General features: G+C 37.6%; 15 protein-coding genes and 1 pseudogene. 4 read left to right on the top strand and 12 right to left on the bottom strand.

Annotated elements, in window-relative coordinates; all coding sequences use genetic code 11:
• The first annotated feature begins 799 nt into the window (after window positions 1-799).
• Window positions 800-1162, top strand: coding sequence for a YgzB family protein (locus RI196_RS15060; RefSeq protein WP_311066455.1), 363 nt, complete (start codon window positions 800-802; stop codon window positions 1160-1162).
• A 24-nt stretch (window positions 1163-1186) separates the two neighbouring features.
• Here the strand turns inward: RI196_RS15060 and perR are convergent, their stop codons facing one another.
• From perR to RI196_RS15090, 6 genes are all read right to left on the bottom strand, one after another.
• Window positions 1187-1630 carry a peroxide-responsive transcriptional repressor PerR gene (perR, locus tag RI196_RS15065; protein WP_186439264.1) on the bottom strand — a complete coding sequence of 148 codons (444 nt, stop codon included), beginning with the start codon at window positions 1628-1630 and terminating at the stop codon, window positions 1187-1189.
• A 244-nt stretch (window positions 1631-1874) separates the two neighbouring features.
• Window positions 1875-2345, bottom strand: coding sequence for a thioredoxin-dependent thiol peroxidase (gene bcp, locus RI196_RS15070; RefSeq protein ID WP_063386251.1), 471 nt, complete (start codon window positions 2343-2345; stop codon window positions 1875-1877).
• A 61-nt stretch (window positions 2346-2406) separates the two neighbouring features.
• Window positions 2407-2811: an ion channel gene (locus tag RI196_RS15075; RefSeq protein WP_063386252.1), complete on the bottom strand. Its 405-nt coding sequence runs from the start codon at window positions 2809-2811 to the stop codon at window positions 2407-2409.
• Window positions 2812-2951: 140 nt separating this feature from the next.
• The gene (locus RI196_RS15080) at window positions 2952-3737 is read right to left on the bottom strand and encodes an ABC transporter permease (protein WP_063386253.1); all 786 of its coding nucleotides are present in this window, start codon (window positions 3735-3737) and stop codon (window positions 2952-2954) included.
• Window positions 3738-3741: 4 nt separating this feature from the next.
• The gene (locus RI196_RS15085; protein ID WP_144598203.1) at window positions 3742-4533 is read right to left on the bottom strand and encodes an ABC transporter permease; all 792 of its coding nucleotides are present in this window, start codon (window positions 4531-4533) and stop codon (window positions 3742-3744) included.
• Window positions 4526-5560 carry an ABC transporter ATP-binding protein gene (locus RI196_RS15090; RefSeq protein ID WP_094244558.1) on the bottom strand — a complete coding sequence of 345 codons (1035 nt, stop codon included), beginning with the start codon at window positions 5558-5560 and terminating at the stop codon, window positions 4526-4528. Before RI196_RS15090 ends, RI196_RS15085 begins: the two co-directional genes overlap by 8 nt.
• Before the next feature lie 162 nt (window positions 5561-5722).
• Between RI196_RS15090 and RI196_RS15095 the strand changes: the two genes are divergently transcribed.
• Both RI196_RS15095 and RI196_RS15100 read left to right on the top strand, forming a co-directional pair.
• Window positions 5723-7024 (top strand): glutamate-1-semialdehyde 2,1-aminomutase, encoded by a 1302-nt coding sequence (locus tag RI196_RS15095; protein WP_311066456.1) that lies wholly within the window; start codon window positions 5723-5725, stop codon window positions 7022-7024.
• Window positions 7025-7363: 339 nt separating this feature from the next.
• A complete protein-coding gene (locus RI196_RS15100; protein WP_063386256.1) occupies window positions 7364-8437 on the top strand; it encodes an FUSC family protein in 1074 nt (357 codons plus the stop codon).
• Window positions 8438-9123: 686 nt separating this feature from the next.
• Here the strand turns inward: RI196_RS15100 and RI196_RS15105 are convergent.
• The 4 genes from RI196_RS15105 to RI196_RS15120 form a co-directional block, all read right to left on the bottom strand.
• Window positions 9124-11844, bottom strand: a complete 2721-nt coding sequence (locus tag RI196_RS15105) for a tetratricopeptide repeat protein (RefSeq protein WP_063386257.1) — start codon at window positions 11842-11844, stop codon at window positions 9124-9126.
• 178 nt (window positions 11845-12022) lie between these two features.
• Window positions 12023-13771, bottom strand: a complete 1749-nt coding sequence (locus tag RI196_RS15110; protein WP_063386258.1) for an ABC transporter ATP-binding protein — start codon at window positions 13769-13771, stop codon at window positions 12023-12025.
• A 65-nt stretch (window positions 13772-13836) separates the two neighbouring features.
• Window positions 13837-14364 carry a nucleoside tri-diphosphate phosphatase gene (ntdP, locus tag RI196_RS15115; protein WP_063386259.1) on the bottom strand — a complete coding sequence of 176 codons (528 nt, stop codon included), beginning with the start codon at window positions 14362-14364 and terminating at the stop codon, window positions 13837-13839.
• Between the two features lie 104 nt (window positions 14365-14468).
• Window positions 14469-14741 carry a YgaB family protein gene (locus RI196_RS15120; RefSeq protein ID WP_232515610.1) on the bottom strand — a complete coding sequence of 91 codons (273 nt, stop codon included), beginning with the start codon at window positions 14739-14741 and terminating at the stop codon, window positions 14469-14471.
• 214 nt (window positions 14742-14955) lie between these two features.
• Here RI196_RS15120 and RI196_RS15125 point away from each other — a divergent pair, with 214 nt between their 5' ends.
• Entirely contained in the window at window positions 14956-15771 is an 816-nt protein-coding gene (locus tag RI196_RS15125; RefSeq protein WP_063386260.1) for an undecaprenyl-diphosphate phosphatase, read from the top strand.
• A gap of 75 nt (window positions 15772-15846) precedes the next feature.
• Here the strand turns inward: RI196_RS15125 and RI196_RS15130 are convergent.
• Together RI196_RS15130 and fabL are read right to left on the bottom strand one after the other, a co-directional pair.
• Window positions 15847-15990, bottom strand: a pseudogene (locus RI196_RS15130) (gamma-type small acid-soluble spore protein); the annotation flags it as partial.
• An 84-nt stretch (window positions 15991-16074) separates the two neighbouring features.
• Window positions 16075-16824, bottom strand: a complete 750-nt coding sequence (fabL, locus tag RI196_RS15135) for an enoyl-[acyl-carrier-protein] reductase FabL (RefSeq protein ID WP_063386261.1) — start codon at window positions 16822-16824, stop codon at window positions 16075-16077.
• Between the last annotated feature and the right edge of the window lie 177 nt (window positions 16825-17001).

Raw genomic sequence — 17001 nt, forward strand, 5'->3', positions numbered from 1 at the left:
TTTGAACGGATTAAACAGCCAAACGCAGTAAAAAATAATTTGAAACGTTTTTATACTGCCCTTTATCATACTCAATTAATTTAATTATTTATACAGCTTGGTTTACTTGAGCACATATAGCAGCCAGAAACCGATCACTTCCGGTCTTTACAAGTGATGCAGTGCAGCAACAATATGATTATATGCTTCAAAGATATCGTTTTGCATCAACAATGCTTTTCCTTTAGCCAACACTGTCTAATTAATTTTGCAAATTCAACTGAATTTTTCCACCTTCTCTCTTCTGGTTGAGTTCCTGATTATCTTCGACGATGGTAACTTTTCCGCCCCGAAATGGTAATGTATTTTAACGCTCGATTCAGATCGGAAAGATACTCGTTCCAGTCAAACAATATTTTTCCATTATTTAAACATCAGTCGATAATTCTCCGGCTACTGCCTAAAAAATTTGTTGCTATATTGAGTGCTGCCTTTTCATTAAGTAATCCATAATATTTTATAGTCAAAGGTTTATCGGAGGTTTGTATAAACAACAGCAGCAAAGCAAAGGCCAAATAATCGGATTGCAGCGAAGCAGCATCTTTTTCTATTAAATAATACAGCTAATGTATCTGGATGGCGAGTCCTTTCTTTAAGTGTATATAGATTCTCTGCAAATCATTTATTCATCCGCTGTCTGAATAAAACACATTAAACAAAAGCTTCTATAAATAAAAAAAGAAATACTGTTAGCAATTGGCCGTTCTGTGACGAAAAAAAAGTGAAAATATGCTATAGTAGTGTTCAGGAGGTTTGTACAATGGCTAAAAAATATACAAGCAAAATAAATAAAATCCGCACTTTTGCCTTAAGTTTAGTATTTGTTGGTTTTATCATTATGTACATAGGCATCTTTTTCAGAGAACATGTATGGGTCATGACCATTTTCATGCTGCTTGGTTTATTATCCATCATCGGAAGTACTGTCGTCTATTTCTGGATCGGGATGCTATCGACGAGAGCTGTTCAAGTTGTATGTCCTTCATGCGGGAAAGTGACAAAAATGCTCGGTCGTGTGGATATGTGCATGTATTGCAGAGAGCCTTTGACTCTTGATAAAGAGCTTGAAGGCAAAGAATTCGACGAAAAGTACAATCGTAAAACAAGGAAAAGAGAAAGCTGATAGTTTGTTTTCCTACCAGCTTTCTCAGTGCATATTTTTTTCTTTTTGCTGACATGCAGGGCATTTCCCGTATATTTCCATTCGGTGGTGGCTAACTTTAAAGTTCGTTACATGCTCTGCAAGATCCTCCACCTCGTCTAAACCTGGATAATGGAAATCAACGATTTTTCCGCATTCCTCGCAAATGACATGATAATGCTCCGTTGTCACAAAATCGAATCGACTAGATGCATCGCCATACGTTAATTCTTTTACCAGTCCAACTTCACGAAATACCCGAAGGTTGTTATAAACAGTTGCAACACTCATGTTTGGAAACTTACCTTCTAACGCTTTATATATATCATCAGCAGTTGGATGATTCATTGAATTAACTAAATACTCCAAAATCGCATGACGCTGCGGAGTGATGCGGACTCCCGTTTGTTTTAAAATTTCAAGAGCTTCCTTTAACGTATTGTCTGACATCGCCATGCACCTCATTTCTTGAAAACATTCTTATTTTGTATCATTATTACTTTATAATATTTATAATTAGTGTACATTGATTATAAGACTTTTGTCAATGGGAGCGTTTAATTTAGTAGAACATTTTATCTATTCATTGAAAAAATGCACCAATTTAAGAAAAAGATTTTCGCTTTTGCACGGGAAAAAGCGGGCACAAATGCCCGCCTTGACAACATAGGTGAACAGAGCAAATCATTTGCTGTCATTCTTCTCTATTTTGAATAAATGTGAGAGCTTCTTCAACATGTCCTTTCACTTTTACTTTTCGCCATTCTTTCACTAATATTCCTTGTTTGTCTATAATAAAAGTAGATCGTTCGATTCCCATGTATTCTTTTCCAAAGTTTTTCTTTAATTTCCATACTCCGTATTGTTCCGCAACTTTATGATCTTCATCAACGAGAAGCAAAAAAGGGAGCCCGTGCTTCTCTTTAAATTTTTGATGTCGTTCCTGCGGATCAGGGCTTACTCCTAAAATGACGGCATCAAGCTCTTGAAAGCTTTCATATTTATCGCGAAAATCGCACGCTTCCGTTGTGCATCCCGGAGTCATATCTTTCGGGTAAAAATACAGCACTACATATTTTCCTTTAAAATCAGAAAGTTTTACTTTTTCTCCAGTGTCAGCAGTCAGCTCAAAATCTGGTGCAGGCTTTCCCACTTCAGCTGCCATATCTAATCCCTCCAGTTGTTCATTTTATCTTCAGCGTACCGAATTTCGCTTCATGTTACAACTATTGTTTCTTCTCAATATCAATCATTGTTTTGGCAACAACAACCGTAGGCAATATGTAGCCAATCATCGCCTGTACAATTGCAATCCACCTTCCAATGCCGAAAGGAGTGATATCCCCATAGCCTACAGAAAACAGCGTAACTGCACTAAAGTATAAGCAGGTGGTTAAATTTTCTAAATACGTCCCATAAAGAGGCCGCCCAGATTCAGCTAAAATCGGAAAGCCGTATTGAGTTAAAATTAAATAAATCACACCAAATCCTAACAAAAAAGAGGCATATACTAAAGCAATTAAATATACAGTTTCAAACGTAAGGAACGTACCTCTTTTCACAGCAGAAAACATCGTTCGAATGCTCATAACCAAACAGAACATTATCCCTGTTCCTACGACAATCGCCATAATTTCCCCCGAAAATTATTGTTTGTACATGTTATTCAGCCTTATTGAATTTTATCACTAGCTAAAGGAAACTTGTTCGTCAACCAAACTGATGTCAACAGCCTCTTTGAATTTTATCGCTTAACGAAAGGAAACTATGATCAGCTTCCTGCCCCTCGATATCGCTTCACTCCAATATTCCAAATAATAACCGACAAAATAAAAAACAGAAGGCCTATCACAGGAGTTAAAAAAGCGTAAATATACCAATCCGTTTTTCGTAAAAAATAGGAAGCCGGATAAACTCCCACAAAGGCAAACGGCAAAATCCACGTTAAAATAAAACGTATCACATCGTTGTAAATATTTACTGGATAGCGGCCGTAGTTTCCAATGTTATACATCATTGGCATAATCGATGTTTTAGCATCCGACCAAAACCCAATCGATGCAAGCGCAACAAAAATACTGCCGCAGACAAGGGTGCCGCCAAATACAAATAGAATAAAAATAAAAATGTCATACCAATGAAAAGTAAGATTCAGCCGGGCTGCTGCATACCCCATGACAACAAGCCCTGTAATAACGCCAAAAAGCGATTCAAGCTCCATTCTCTCCAATATCACCTGAAACAAACTGTGGATCGGTCTCGTTAAAATGCGATCCATTTCACCGTTTACAATATATCGTTCATTAAAATCCCAAATGTTAAAAAAGGTGCTGAATAAAGCATAAGGAACTAAGAAAAAGCCATAAATGAAAATAATTTCATCTCTTTGCCAGCCGCCAAGCGATTCTGTATGTCCAAATACGACGAGAATGAAAACTAAATTTACTGCCTGAAACAATAGATCAGACAATATCTCTACAATCATATCCGCTCTGTATTCCATCCTTGTTTTTAAATATTGAGCGATATATTGAAAAAACATTGACACATAAAACATCTTTTCACCCCCCTTGAATAATCATTTTTCTTTTCGCAACCGCCCACATAGCACAAATTGGAATGATCAATAAAATGGACCAAAACAATTGAAAAAGAATAGCGTCTGTAATTTCAGCTTCTTGGAATCCTTTTGTAAAGATCATGCTTGGAATATAACTGATTGCTTGAAAAGGCAAATATTCCATTATTTCTTGAGCCCAAACTGGGTAGAAGCTAATGGGGAGCAGCAGTCCGGAAAACAAGTCAATGATGACGCGTTTCGCTCTCATTAGTCCGTCGTTGTTAAATAAGAAAAAAGCTGAGATTCCTGTCAATAAATTAATTTCTGTATTAATAACAAAACTAAAAAATATGGAAATGGCAAAAAAACACCACGCCTGCCAATCAAGCGGTAATTCGAGCGGAAAAATAAAGCTTACAATCACCATTCCAGGCATGGAAAAAAAGAAAAGGCGAAAAACGCCTTCTCCAAACGCCTGCATCGTTTTCATGCCAAGATAATTGTAGGGACGAATCAGCTCCACTGCCACTTTTCCTTCTCTAATTTCCATTGCGATTTCCCTGTCGATGTTGTTAAAATAAAATGCTCTTGCCATCCATGAAATTGCCACGTATGTCACCATTTGCGCTGCATCTAAACCTTGAATGCTTTCTTTTCCCCCATAAATGGCTGTCCATAAAAAGTAGTAAGCACCGATATTAATGCTGTATATGAGAATTCCAGAATAATAGTTTGTCCTGTAAGCGAGCATCATTAAAAAACGGATGCGGATCATTTCCAAATATTTAGACATTCATGATCACCTTTTCTAAGTTACTGTTCGCATCACCTTTTTCATAAATGTTGCGTATAATCTCCTCCGTTGATATTTCTTTAATGCTTAGATCCACGATAGTTTGAGCCTTCATGACGCGGCTAATGATTTCCGGCATTTCCTCATGATTCGCAATTTGCGCGATCCAAACATTGCTTTTATCTCCCTTCATCCATTGCACGTGAAAACCATTCGTTAATTGCAATAAAAGGGATTCATCAACAGAAGAGGCAAATTGAAATTCAATTTGCTTCCCTTTTCCCCAATTCCCGCGCAAATGGTCCAAAGAGCCGTCATATATAATCTTTCCTTCATCAAGCATTATGACGCGTTCACACAATGCTTCTATATCCGCAATATCATGTGTCGTCAGCAAAATCGTTGTTTTGTATTTTGCATTTATCTCTTTCAAAAATTCACGAATTTTCAGCTTGACTAAAACGTCCAAGCCGATCGTCGGCTCATCCAAAAATAAAAGAGGAGGATTATGAATTAATGCTGCGGCAAGCTCGCATCTCATCCGCTGCCCTAATGACAGCTTTCGCACCGGCTTATCTAACAAAGGGCCGATATCCAGCGTTTTAATGACATGATCCATATGTTCGTTATAATCTTGATCGGACACTTTATATACCTTTTTTAAAAGCCTGAATGACTCTTGAACAGCAATATCCCACCAAAGCTGTGAACGCTGTCCGAATACAACACCGATTGTCCGGACAAACTTTTCCCGTTCCTTATGAGGATTCATATTGTTCACCAGGACCTTCCCTGATGTCGGTGTTAAAATCCCTGTTAGCATTTTGATCGTTGTCGATTTCCCTGCGCCGTTTTCGCCTATATAACCCACCATTTCTCCCTGTTTCACTGTAAAGGAAATATCATTAACAGCTCTGTTGATTTTATAGTTTCTAGTGAATAAATCGCGAAAAGCCCCCTTTAATCCAGAGCGGCTTGAATAGCTTTTAAATTCTTTGCGCAAATTCTCTACTTCAATGACATTCATAGCTGTAACCTCCATCGATCAATCACAAACATTAGTTTACTCGAATTATTTGAAATTAACAATTTGCATGCACCTTTTTTCTTTTTTATGAAAAGTGCTAGAATAAACGAGGATGCTTGAATATTTTTGGCTGTACAGTTAAGTAAAAAAGAAGGTGAAACAATGAATTTTACAAAATCAGAACAGCTGCATAAAGAAGCGCTCGAACATATTGTAGGAGGGGTAAATAGCCCGTCCCGTTCTTATAAAGCTGTCGGCGGAGGAGCGCCTGTTGTAATGGAGCGGGCGCAGGGCGCCTATTTTTGGGATGTTGATGGCAACAAATATATCGATTACTTAGCAGCATATGGCCCGATCATCACCGGCCATGCACACCCTCATATTACAAAAGCAATCAAGCACGCTGCCGAGACAGGCGTCCTATATGGAACACCGACGCCTCATGAAATCAAATTTGCAAAAATGTTAAAAGAAGCTATCCCTTCTCTAGAAAAGGTCCGCTTCGTCAATTCTGGAACAGAAGCAGTAATGACAACAATTCGAGTTGCCCGTGCATACACAGGAAGGGATAAAATCGTTAAATTTGCCGGGTGCTACCATGGACATTCCGATTTGGTGCTTGTCGCAGCAGGATCAGGTCCATCTACCCTTGGAACGCCTGATTCCGCAGGGGTACCAAAAAGCATTGCTCAAGAAGTTATCACTGTACCTTTTAATGATGTGGAGTCGTTTGAACAAGCTATTCATAGATGGGGAAATGAAGTTGCAGCCGTTTTAGTTGAACCAATTGTCGGAAACTTTGGTATTGTGGAACCTAAGGAAGGATTTTTAGAAACAGTCAAACAGCTTACTCACAAAGCAGGCGCGCTGCTTATTTTTGACGAAGTTATTACAGCGTTTCGATTTATGTACGGCGGTGCCCAAAATCTGCTTCATGTAGAGCCTGATTTAACCGCACTTGGAAAAATTATCGGCGGAGGCCTTCCGATCGGAGCTTACGGCGGCCGTAAAGAAATTATGGAGCAGGTGGCGCCATTAGGACCGGCTTATCAGGCAGGGACGATGGCAGGAAACCCTGCATCGATCTTAGCAGGAATTGCTTGTTTGGAAGTGCTGAGCGAAGAAGGAGTTTATGACTATCTTGATAAGCTCGGCAGGATGCTTGAAGAAGGCATTTTAAACGCTGGAAGATCATATAATATACCGATCACCATCAACCGTTTAAAAGGTGCATTAACAGTATATTTTACACGCGAAAAGGTGACGAATTATGAGCAAGCCGAAAAAACAGACGGAGAAATGTTTGCTAAATTTTTCAAACTGATGCTTCATCAAGGCATTAATTTGGCGCCGTCTAAATATGAGGCCTGGTTTATTACAATCGCTCATACAGAAGAGGACATTAAAAAAACCATTTCGGCAGTCGAACAATCGTTTAAACAGCTTTCACATGACAAAAAATGAGTCTTACTAAAGCGCCTACTGCACAAGCAGGCAAAATGAAAAAGTAAATCTTTAAGCAGCCTGAGCCCGATATTTATGGACTCAGGTTGTTTATTTCTTTTGGAAACGATGGAGGTGATGTAAAACTGCCGCCTCTTCAGTTGTACAAAAAAAGTGCAAAAGTTCGCTCTATCACAACGTAGCTATTTGGTCTGTCTATATTAAAGGATCATATCATATTACAAGAGTGTTAATTTTTTCCTTTCTCTTAAAATAACCTTGAATATTCGTGTTAAACAATGTATAGTCTGAATAGCTTACAACCTTTTTGATGAAAGGAAGGAAAAATTTTTATTCAACATGAAACTTGGAGCCCGTATCTTAAAAACAGGTATTGCAATTACACTGGCATTAATGCTGGCAGAGATGCTTCATTTTCCATCTCCAGCATTTGCAGGGATTGCAGCTATCTTTGCGATACAGCCGTCAATATATAGATCATATTTAACCGTCATTGAACAAGTTCAGGCAAATATAATCGGCGCTGTTGTCGCAGTTTTATTCGGGATTTCTTTCGGAACAAACCCGTTTATTATTGGTCTTACAGCAGTGATTACCATTGCTATTTGTTTAAAATTAAAGATTGAAAACACAATCGCAATTGCTTTAGTAACGGTTATTGCGATACTTGAAACAACAGGTGACGATTTTGTACAGTTTGCTACCATACGGTTTTTAACGATTTTACTTGGGGTTTTATCAGCTTTTTTTGTTAATTTGATATTTATGCCACCAAAATACGAAACAAAGCTTTACCATAAAATCACCGAAATTTCCCATGAGATTATGAAATGGATTCGGATCAATATTCGAAATAAATCTGAGTTTGCCCCTCTTAAAGAGGAAATAGACAAAATCAAAGATCAGCTGATAAAACTTGATCATTTATTTTTGCTTTACAAAGAAGAGCGAACTTATTCTAAAGCGAAGGTATTGCCAAAATCAAGAAAACTTGTCCTGTATAGACAGATGATTATCACAACGAACAGGGCATTTTACACATTGCGCCAAATTCATTGCTTGGAAAACGAACTTCGGCAAATACCTAGAAAGCTCCATGAAATGCTTATATCAGAGCTTGACTTTTTATTAATTTTGCATGAGCAGGCGCTGTTAAAAATAACAAAAAAAATTAAAAATAATCACGCTGAAGACCTGCTTCCTTATGACAAATTTAATCGAAAAGAATTCATTCAAGCGTTTTTGAAATTTGAAAAAGAAGCGGAAGATTCCGATTCGTTTTACCAAATACTATCTTTAGTCTCCGCCATCGTTGATTATCACGATCAATTGGAGCATTTAGATACATTGATTAACAGCTTTCAACATTTCCATAAAAAAGAAAATAAAATTCATGTGGAGGATGAAGAGTAAACAAGTTCATCTCCGTGTCTTACAGCCTTCAGAAGGCGATGAAAAAAGCAAAAAATTGTAAAAGACTACAGAATTTCATTCATAAATTCTGTAGTCTTTCATCTTTTTTAAGACAATCATTTAATTTATTTGAGAAGCTGAATGACCTCTCTTCTCTCAGAAAAGTATCGGGAGCTTTTCTGCCTTGGAAATAAATCTTATTTCATTTTTATCCTCTGCAAATGATAACTGGAATTTCATGGACGCAGCTTTGCAGATAAAGGCTGCGTTTTAATTTGTCTTCAAGATCCAACTGATCCCCGCCGAAACGCTGTTTCCAAACCGCTTCATCTTGTTAAATTGAAATCGTCTTATATCATCCAAGCGCAGGCAAGTTTTATATCATTTGGAACAGCTGTATTTTCTCAGCTTTCCAACTCAAAGCTTTGTTGGATGTTATCACAAGGAGGCTCCTTTAGAATCACGTCAGCTTTTTGAGCTCAAAGCTCTCAGACAGTCTCGACCTGCGTTTCACTTCTACTAATAAAATAAATAGGAGCTGTCTAATAAGTCGTTTTTTCGGCTTATAGACGCCCCCTTTAATGTTTTAGAAACGTTGATATATCGATGTCTATGATTTTTTTGTTTTTCAATGGGGATTTGACTTTATGGACAGCCCCTAATCTAAAAATGTGCTAAGCATTGCTTTAATCTCCGCTAGAAAACTTATTTATATTCGTTTCGACCGCTTTATTGTTTAAGGAATGGTATTCATTCAATATTTCACATTGTCTTAAGTTTAATTCAAAAACTGTCAGCGGATCATAATAAATCTCTGGGTTTGTTTTCAAGCTGTCCAATTGTTGTTGATCTGTCCAAATTTGCTGCTCTCCTTCTTGCACAATTTGTTCAAGGTTGTGAACAGGTTCACGGAAAAACATTTTCACATCTCGTTCAATTCCTTTTTCAAATAAGTCGAATTGAGCAAAAAATTTTCGGATCATCGATTGAATCGCATCGTCGAATGTTTCAGTTTCAATGTATTTTTTGTATTGCTGTGCGATAAACAGCTTGTTTTTCCCAATGGACGAAAACAGCTTTCCTGCTCCTTTTAATATAACTTGTGCAGGCTTAAAGCGGTTCATAATATTTTCTTCTTCGATGTTCACCACTGTTGTCAGACGATCAATATCCCGCCGCCAATCATCCACTACTTTGAAATCAGACATAAGCTTCACACGGTCATGACCGTACAATGAATTAAACGATTCACACATTTCATCTAAATAGACTTGGCATTGTTTTAGCTCGCTTTCAGCAAATGAAACCCATTCTCCCATTTTTTGCGACATTTTTGGAAGCAGCGTTTCAGCAAAATGCGCCTTCACCTGATCGTTCATTTTTTTGTTCAATTCTATGTGTAAATGGCTGAAATCGCTGTTTTCCGTTATGAATTTCGATGCAGATCGCAAAATAGTCCTTAACTCATCATGAAGATCCTTTTTTATCTCTTCCAATGTGGAGCGGAGTGACTGCCTCAATTCCTTAGCTTTTTCATTTTCCATATCGCCAAGGCTGTGTATTAATCCTTTTAATCGAGACACGATTTCTTTATTTTTATCGATGTTTTCTTCTAAATGCTGCTCTAATTCCATCCGTTTGCTATAAGCGTATTTAATAGCTTTTTTCAAGAAAAACAGCAGCTTCTCCGTTTTGTTATCTTGATGAAACGGAAAACGTGAATGAATAAATTCAGCGAAGGACTGTTTCCGCTTCTCTCCTTCATTTCTTGAAGGGAATGGGAAAAATTCAGCTTCCGGGAAAAAGTCAAGTATTTGTTCTTTAAAATGATCATGAAGCATGCCGCTATCTTCAAGCAAAAAGTAAATTGGAAGCTCCTTTTTTAAAGCAATCGGTGCCAGGCTTTCTATCATTTTTTCAACTGAAGCAGGTTGATGCTCTGGATGGACATATACCAACCCATCAGCCAGTTGTATATATTCCTTTAGCTCCTCTTGATCAACATGCTCTATGTCAGGTACTTCTATTAAACTTAGCTTATGATCGTTTAACAAATTATTAGGCGCACATACCGCAACAATTGTTCCATCTTCACGAACTGCCGCATCTTCTTTAGCGAATACATCTGTTATGCTTTCATTATTTATTTGCTTTATGTCTGTCCGGTCTTCATGGGAGTAAATTGTAATTTTTGATGAAGGAATGCTTGGAAGAGAATGGCCAAGCAGAGATCGGGCAAAACCGCTTTCTCCAACAATGAGCAAATAATGTCCGTTCTGTTCAAAAATCTTTTTTAATATCCAATGATTTTTCTGCCCAAGATTTACTTGATTTATTTCCGCCCAATCGACCAGCTTCGCAAATAGCCGTTTTTTGGCTTCATGACCATCAGCACGATCATGACTAACTGATGCCAAAACGTGCTCCGCTTCTTCAATCACTTTCTCATCTAAGCTTGAACGGTAAATTTCACTCCATGCAACGACAGCTGCTGCAGCGGTCGATAGTTGTTTTCCTGTCGATAGTTTCAGCCAATTGGCCAAAATGTCCGGCATAATATCTTGAAGCTCTTTTAGTAAATATGATCCGCCAAGAAGCTTATTATAGGATTCTTCATAAAAGCGCGATATTTCATCCCAATGCTGAAATTCGTCCACTTTCACATTGAAAATTAGATTGTTGATCGTTTTTAACCATGGAATAAAATATTTTTGATCGTGTTTATAGCATCGCCACAGCGAAACAGCAAGCTTCTCGAATTGCTCTACGTCGGTTCTGTATAAAACCGTTAATGCTTTAAAGAAATAATCCGGCTCTTTTTCTTTGACAAAACCTTGTTCAACATAATTGATCAAACGCTGAAACCATTCCGCTTTTTCAGTCCGAATTAATTCTTCAACCGTAAGATGGACAGCTTTGTCCCAATCTTCCTGTTCTTCATAAAATTGAATAGCGATGGTGGATGCTTGACCATGGTCAGGGTTGATCGATACCGCATCACGAATCGCCTCATACGCCTTTTCTTTTTCTCCTTGAAGGCGGTAAAGCGAAAACAGCTTTAGCGATGCTTCTGCTTTAAGAACTTTTGAATCCGTTTCAATGGAACGGTACATTTCTTCCGCAGATGAAAATAATCCTAATTCAAAATATGCATCTCCGATATTTTTTCTCGCCCATGGCGCCAGCTCATTCTCTATATTTTCCCATTTAAAAATTGCCGCTTCATAATCTTTGTGGTGGAAATATACTTCTCCTTGAGCATAGCGTACATAAGACAGATCATATGCGACCTTTTTTTGTTCTTCTTGAAAAAGCTCCCCAAGCAGTTGGATCGGATGTTTCGTTTCATTTTCTTTTAATAATGTTTGATAAAAGTTTTTTTCAATTAACTGCTTTTCCGCCGCCATGACAACCTCCGTTCTTATACGAATTTAGTCTTTTCTTTTATTCTACCAAAATCGTTTTTTCAAAAGGGATTGAATCAAAAATTTATGAAAAACTTGACTGGCAAAAGTCTTGCTAAAATTAAAGTATATTATGGATTTCAAAGCAAATGACTAATTACCCATTTTACTACGGTATTTTTTACCATTCACCCAATTGCTGAATTTGAAATAGTTTATAGTAATGTCCACGCTTTTTCATCAGTTCTTCATGAGTTCCGGTCTCAACAATTTTCCCGTTTTCAATTAGTACAATTTTATCTGCATGAGTAATTGTAGACAGACGATGGGCAACAATTAAGGTCGTACGGTTTTTTGCCAGTTTATCAAGGGCTTCTTGGATAAATTGTTCACTTTCTAAATCCAAAGCAGACGTAGCTTCATCCAAAATGAAAATCGGCGGATTTTTTAAAAATACTCGGGCAATTGCAATTCGCTGTTTTTGACCGCCGGATAACTTCACGCCTCTTTCGCCCACTTTCGTATCATAGCCATCAGGCAAACTCATAATAAACTCGTGAGCGTTAGCTGCTTTGGCCGCTTTTATGACCTCTTCATCCGTTGCATTTGGTTTGCCAATTAAAATATTCGTTTTTATCGATTCACTGAATAAAAAAGGATCCTGCAAAACTATGCCGATCTGCTCCCTGACGCTTTGCACTTTATAATCTCTAACGTCAATGCCGTCCAACAAAATTTTTCCTTCCGTTACATCCCAAAACCTCGGAACAAGACTCACAAGGGTGGATTTTCCCCCTCCGCTCATCCCGACAAAAGCGACCGTCTCCCCTTTTTGAATCGTTAAATGAATATCCTTTAGTACAAATTCTTCGTTGTCATGATAGCGAAAGGATACTTTGTCAAAAATAATTTCCCCCGAAAGTTTGTCTGCTGTTATTGCATCCTGTTTATCAACAATATCGTAAGGTTCGTCAAGAAACTCAAATACTCTGTCCATTGAAGCGAAAGCCTGTGTTAAGGTAGTTGATGAATTGATCAAACGGCGAAGAGGATTGTACAACCGATCAATATAGGCTGTAAAGGCAACCATCGTCCCGATCGTTAAATTCCCTTGTATCACTTCATAAGCCCCGTAAAAAATGACGAAAAGAGGCGCTAGGTCAGTAACGGTGTTAACAACAGCAAACGTTTTTGCGTTCCATTTTGTATGATCAATCGCCCTTTCAAGAAAATTGCGATTTTCACGATCAAATTCTTTTTGTTCATGATCTTCATTCGCAAAGCTTTGAATGACAGCCATTCCGTTGACCCTCTCATGCAAATGCCCCTGCACCTCTGCCAGCGCCTGCGACCTAACTCTTGTCAAATGACGAAGCCTGCCGTAAAAATATTTAACTGACAATCCGTATATAGGAAGCAACATAATCGATACAATGGTCAACGTAACATCCATCGTAAACATAATCCCAATGGCAAATATAATAGTAAAAAGGTCAAGCCATAGATTCATAAGGCCCGTAATAACAAACGTCTTTGTCTGTTCAACATCATTAATCACCCGCGAAATAATTTCTCCCGCACGATTGTTTGAATAATATCTTAAGCTCAGCCGCTGAAGATGAGTAAACAGTTGATCGCGAATATCATATAAAATTTTGCTTCCCGTCCATTGCGCAAAATATTGCCGATAATACTCGATCGGCGGCCGTATGACGAGGAATATAAACAACATGATGCCCATTAAAAAAAGAAGCATCTCTATCTTTAAGTCATTTGATAATGATCCGTTTAAAATATTGTCGACGATATATTTCAATATGAGCGGAATTAACAAAGGAATGCCAAACTTTATAATCCCGATGAAAATCGTTAAAAAAATTTGTTTTTTATATGGTTTTACAAATTGAAAATAGCGTTTAATCGAACCCAACCATTTCTCTCCTTTCAGATCAATGCAAAGCGAAAAGTCTGTTGATATTCCAACAGACTTTTCCATCATAAATATGTTAAATATCTTTCATACCACTGATCGATAAATTCAGGGGAAAACGGACCTTTTCTACCGCGTATCCAATAAATTAATTTGTTCACATTATTCTTTAAGATACGGTCAATGACTTGCGGATATTTCATTGATTTCTTATGCCGTTCATATTCATCTTCATCTAACAGTGTATAGGTCATATCCGGGAACACTTTAATATCCAAATCATAATCAATATACTTTAATGCCTCATTATCCCAAACAAAAGGAGAACTGATGTTGCAATAATAATAAATGCCGTCACCACGAATCATTCCAATTACATTAAACCAATGACGTGCATGAAAATAACAAATCGCCGGCTCCCTTGTAATCCAAGTTCTTCCGTCAGCTTCGGTAACCGTTGTTCGATCGTTGCCGCCAATAATACAGTTTTGCGATCCTTTTAAAACGGTCGTTTCCTCCCAAACACGATGAATGCATCCATTATGTTTATAACTGTGTATTTGAATGATATCTCCTTCCTTTGGCAGCGCCATTTTGTTCCCTACTTTCTAATGAACAGTTCACTTCAAATCCGAAAAAATCATTTTTCTTTATTATAACGTTTGATATTCAAAAAGAAAATAAAAGAGCCATGCCGCTAAAATGGCTGACTCGAGTCATACATTTCGATTTGGTACATTTTAATAACTTCTTCCGTTTGCTTTTCAAACGTTTTTTGAATGTCTATCAACTCATTTTTCATTTTTTCAATTTCTTTTTGCACAGAACGCAATTTCTTATCATCATTTTGTCTCAAAAATTCCAATTCCATTTGTTGATAATGCTCTATTTTAGATTGAAGCGATACAAGCTTATCCATCGTTTCAAGCTGTTCGCCAACTAGCAGATCAAAGCGGTTATATGTATTCAAATGAATCCCTCCCTAATAAAATGTTTATGGATACATATTCTAACTATTTCACTTGATTCCTTTGACAAGTTATGTAGACAATTAAGAAGTTTTGTCGTATGAACGCTTAGGTCAAAATTATTATTGACTCTCCATTCATTCATTATGTACAATCTGACAAGATTGAATCATTACAAACTTTGATTTTTTAAGAGAGAAAGGAAGTTACTATATCGTGTGGGAAATCATCACAGCTGTCATTTTAGGCATTGTTGAAGGGTTAACGGAATTTGCCCCTGTTTCTTCTACTGGACATATGATTCTTGTTGATGACATTCTTCTAAAATCTAAAGAATTATATTCAGAGCCTGTCGCCAACTCTTTTAAAGTCGTCATTCAGCTTGGATCAATATTAGCAGCGGTGATCGTATTTAAAGATCGCTTTTTCGATTTATTACAGATTAAGAAAATGCAGCATCCAAACGGTCAAAGATTAACGCTTGGCCTTGTCATCACAGGACTTCTTCCTGCTGCCGTCTTAGGTTTTTTATTTGAAGACTATATTGATACGTACTTGTTTTCCGCTCATAGAGTATTAGTCGGCCTTGTGTTAGGGGCATTATTAATGATTGCAGCAGACCTATTTGGTCCAAGAAAACCGAAAGCAGAAACGGTTGATCAAATTACATACAAACAAGCGCTAACCATCGGCCTCATCCAATGCATTTCCCTTTGGCCTGGTTTTTCGCGTTCCGGTTCAACGATTTCCGGCGGGGTTTTAGCCGGTTTAAGCCATCGTGCAGCTTCCGATTTTACGTTTATTATGGCTGTGCCGATAATGGCGGGGGCGAGCGGTCTTTCTCTTATTAAAAATTGGGAGCATTTCACGATCGACGTCCTGCCGTTTTTTATCGCCGGATTCATCAGTGCGTTTATTTTCGCGCTTTTGGCCATAAGATTCTTTTTGCAGCTGATCAACCGCATTAAACTTACACCATTTGCTATTTATCGGATCATTTTGGCGATCATCATCTATGTTTTTTTCCTTTAATGAAAGAAAGCGGAGAGCTGAAACGTTCTCCGCTTTTTGCCTGGCTCTTTTAAAAGAAACATTCAAAATTAATAGTTAAGAATTTTGTTGTTTATTTTGTTCAGATTGTTGATTTTGTTGTCTTACTTGTTGTGCATCTGTTTCAGCAGCAAATTCTGTTCCAAATCCTTGAGCTGATTGTTGGTTTTGCTTTCTCACTTGTTGAGCATTTGTTTTGTTTTGCTGTTGTTTTGCCATCATTTTTCACCTCCACGTCATATATCATGTCCAGGAGGGAAAAAACTTATCCAAAAAAATTTGCAGTTACAGCAATAAGGAAATGCCTCCATCTACGATCAAAGTTTGCCCTCTTATCATGAAAGCTTTTTCAGAGAGCAAAAATTCAACTGCATTTACGATATCCTCTTTTTCAATCATTCTTCCAGCAGGAGTCTTTTCTTTTGCTTCGTTTAAAATTTCCTCCCTGTTCGGAAAATGTGTCAATGCATCCGTATCGACAGCTGCGCCGGAAACCGCATTTACTACAATATTTTTCGGTGCTAATTCAACTGCTAAATATCTAGTTAAAGCTTCAAGAGCTGCTTTAGAAACCCCTACTGTCGTGTAATTTTTTAAATAGCGAATAGACCCTAAAGAGCTGATGCTCACGATGTGTCCGCCGCCGTGTTTTTCCATCAATTTTGCTGCTTCCTGCGCACAAAAAAGAAGTGCTTTTGCATTAATATCCATCGTCCAATCCCAATGGGATTCTTCAATTTCCATTAGAGGGCGTAAAACTCCAGATGCTGCATTGTTTACTAAAATATCAAGCCGTCCAAACGTTTTGTCAATTTCTGCAAACATTTCCTTTATTTTTTCAGGTTTTCCGACGTTTGCCTTCACCACAAGCGTTTTCACACCAAGACGTTCAATTTCTTCCGCGGTTTCGATCGCCTTCGATTTGCTGCGAGCATAATTAATGACGATGTGATACCCTTTTTCAGCAAGCCTCAAGGCAATAGCTTTGCCGATTCCTCTTGAAGATCCTGTGACAAGCGCTACTTTTTCATTCATATTTTACATCTCCTTATGTATTGAATAGTTATTTCTATCGTAACAAAGAATAGATATAGAAAAACATATAAAAAGGAGTTTTTGTAAATTGCCTCACTAGCGTTGCATTAATTTAATTCGAAAATTCCGAATTGAAAAAAGTCCATAAAAAAATCCTTTATAATGGATGGTACAGGT

The sequence above is a fragment of the Aeribacillus composti genome, from assembly GCF_031760945.1.
In the GTDB taxonomy this organism is placed as follows: Bacteria; Bacillota; Bacilli; order Bacillales; family Aeribacillaceae; genus Aeribacillus; species Aeribacillus composti.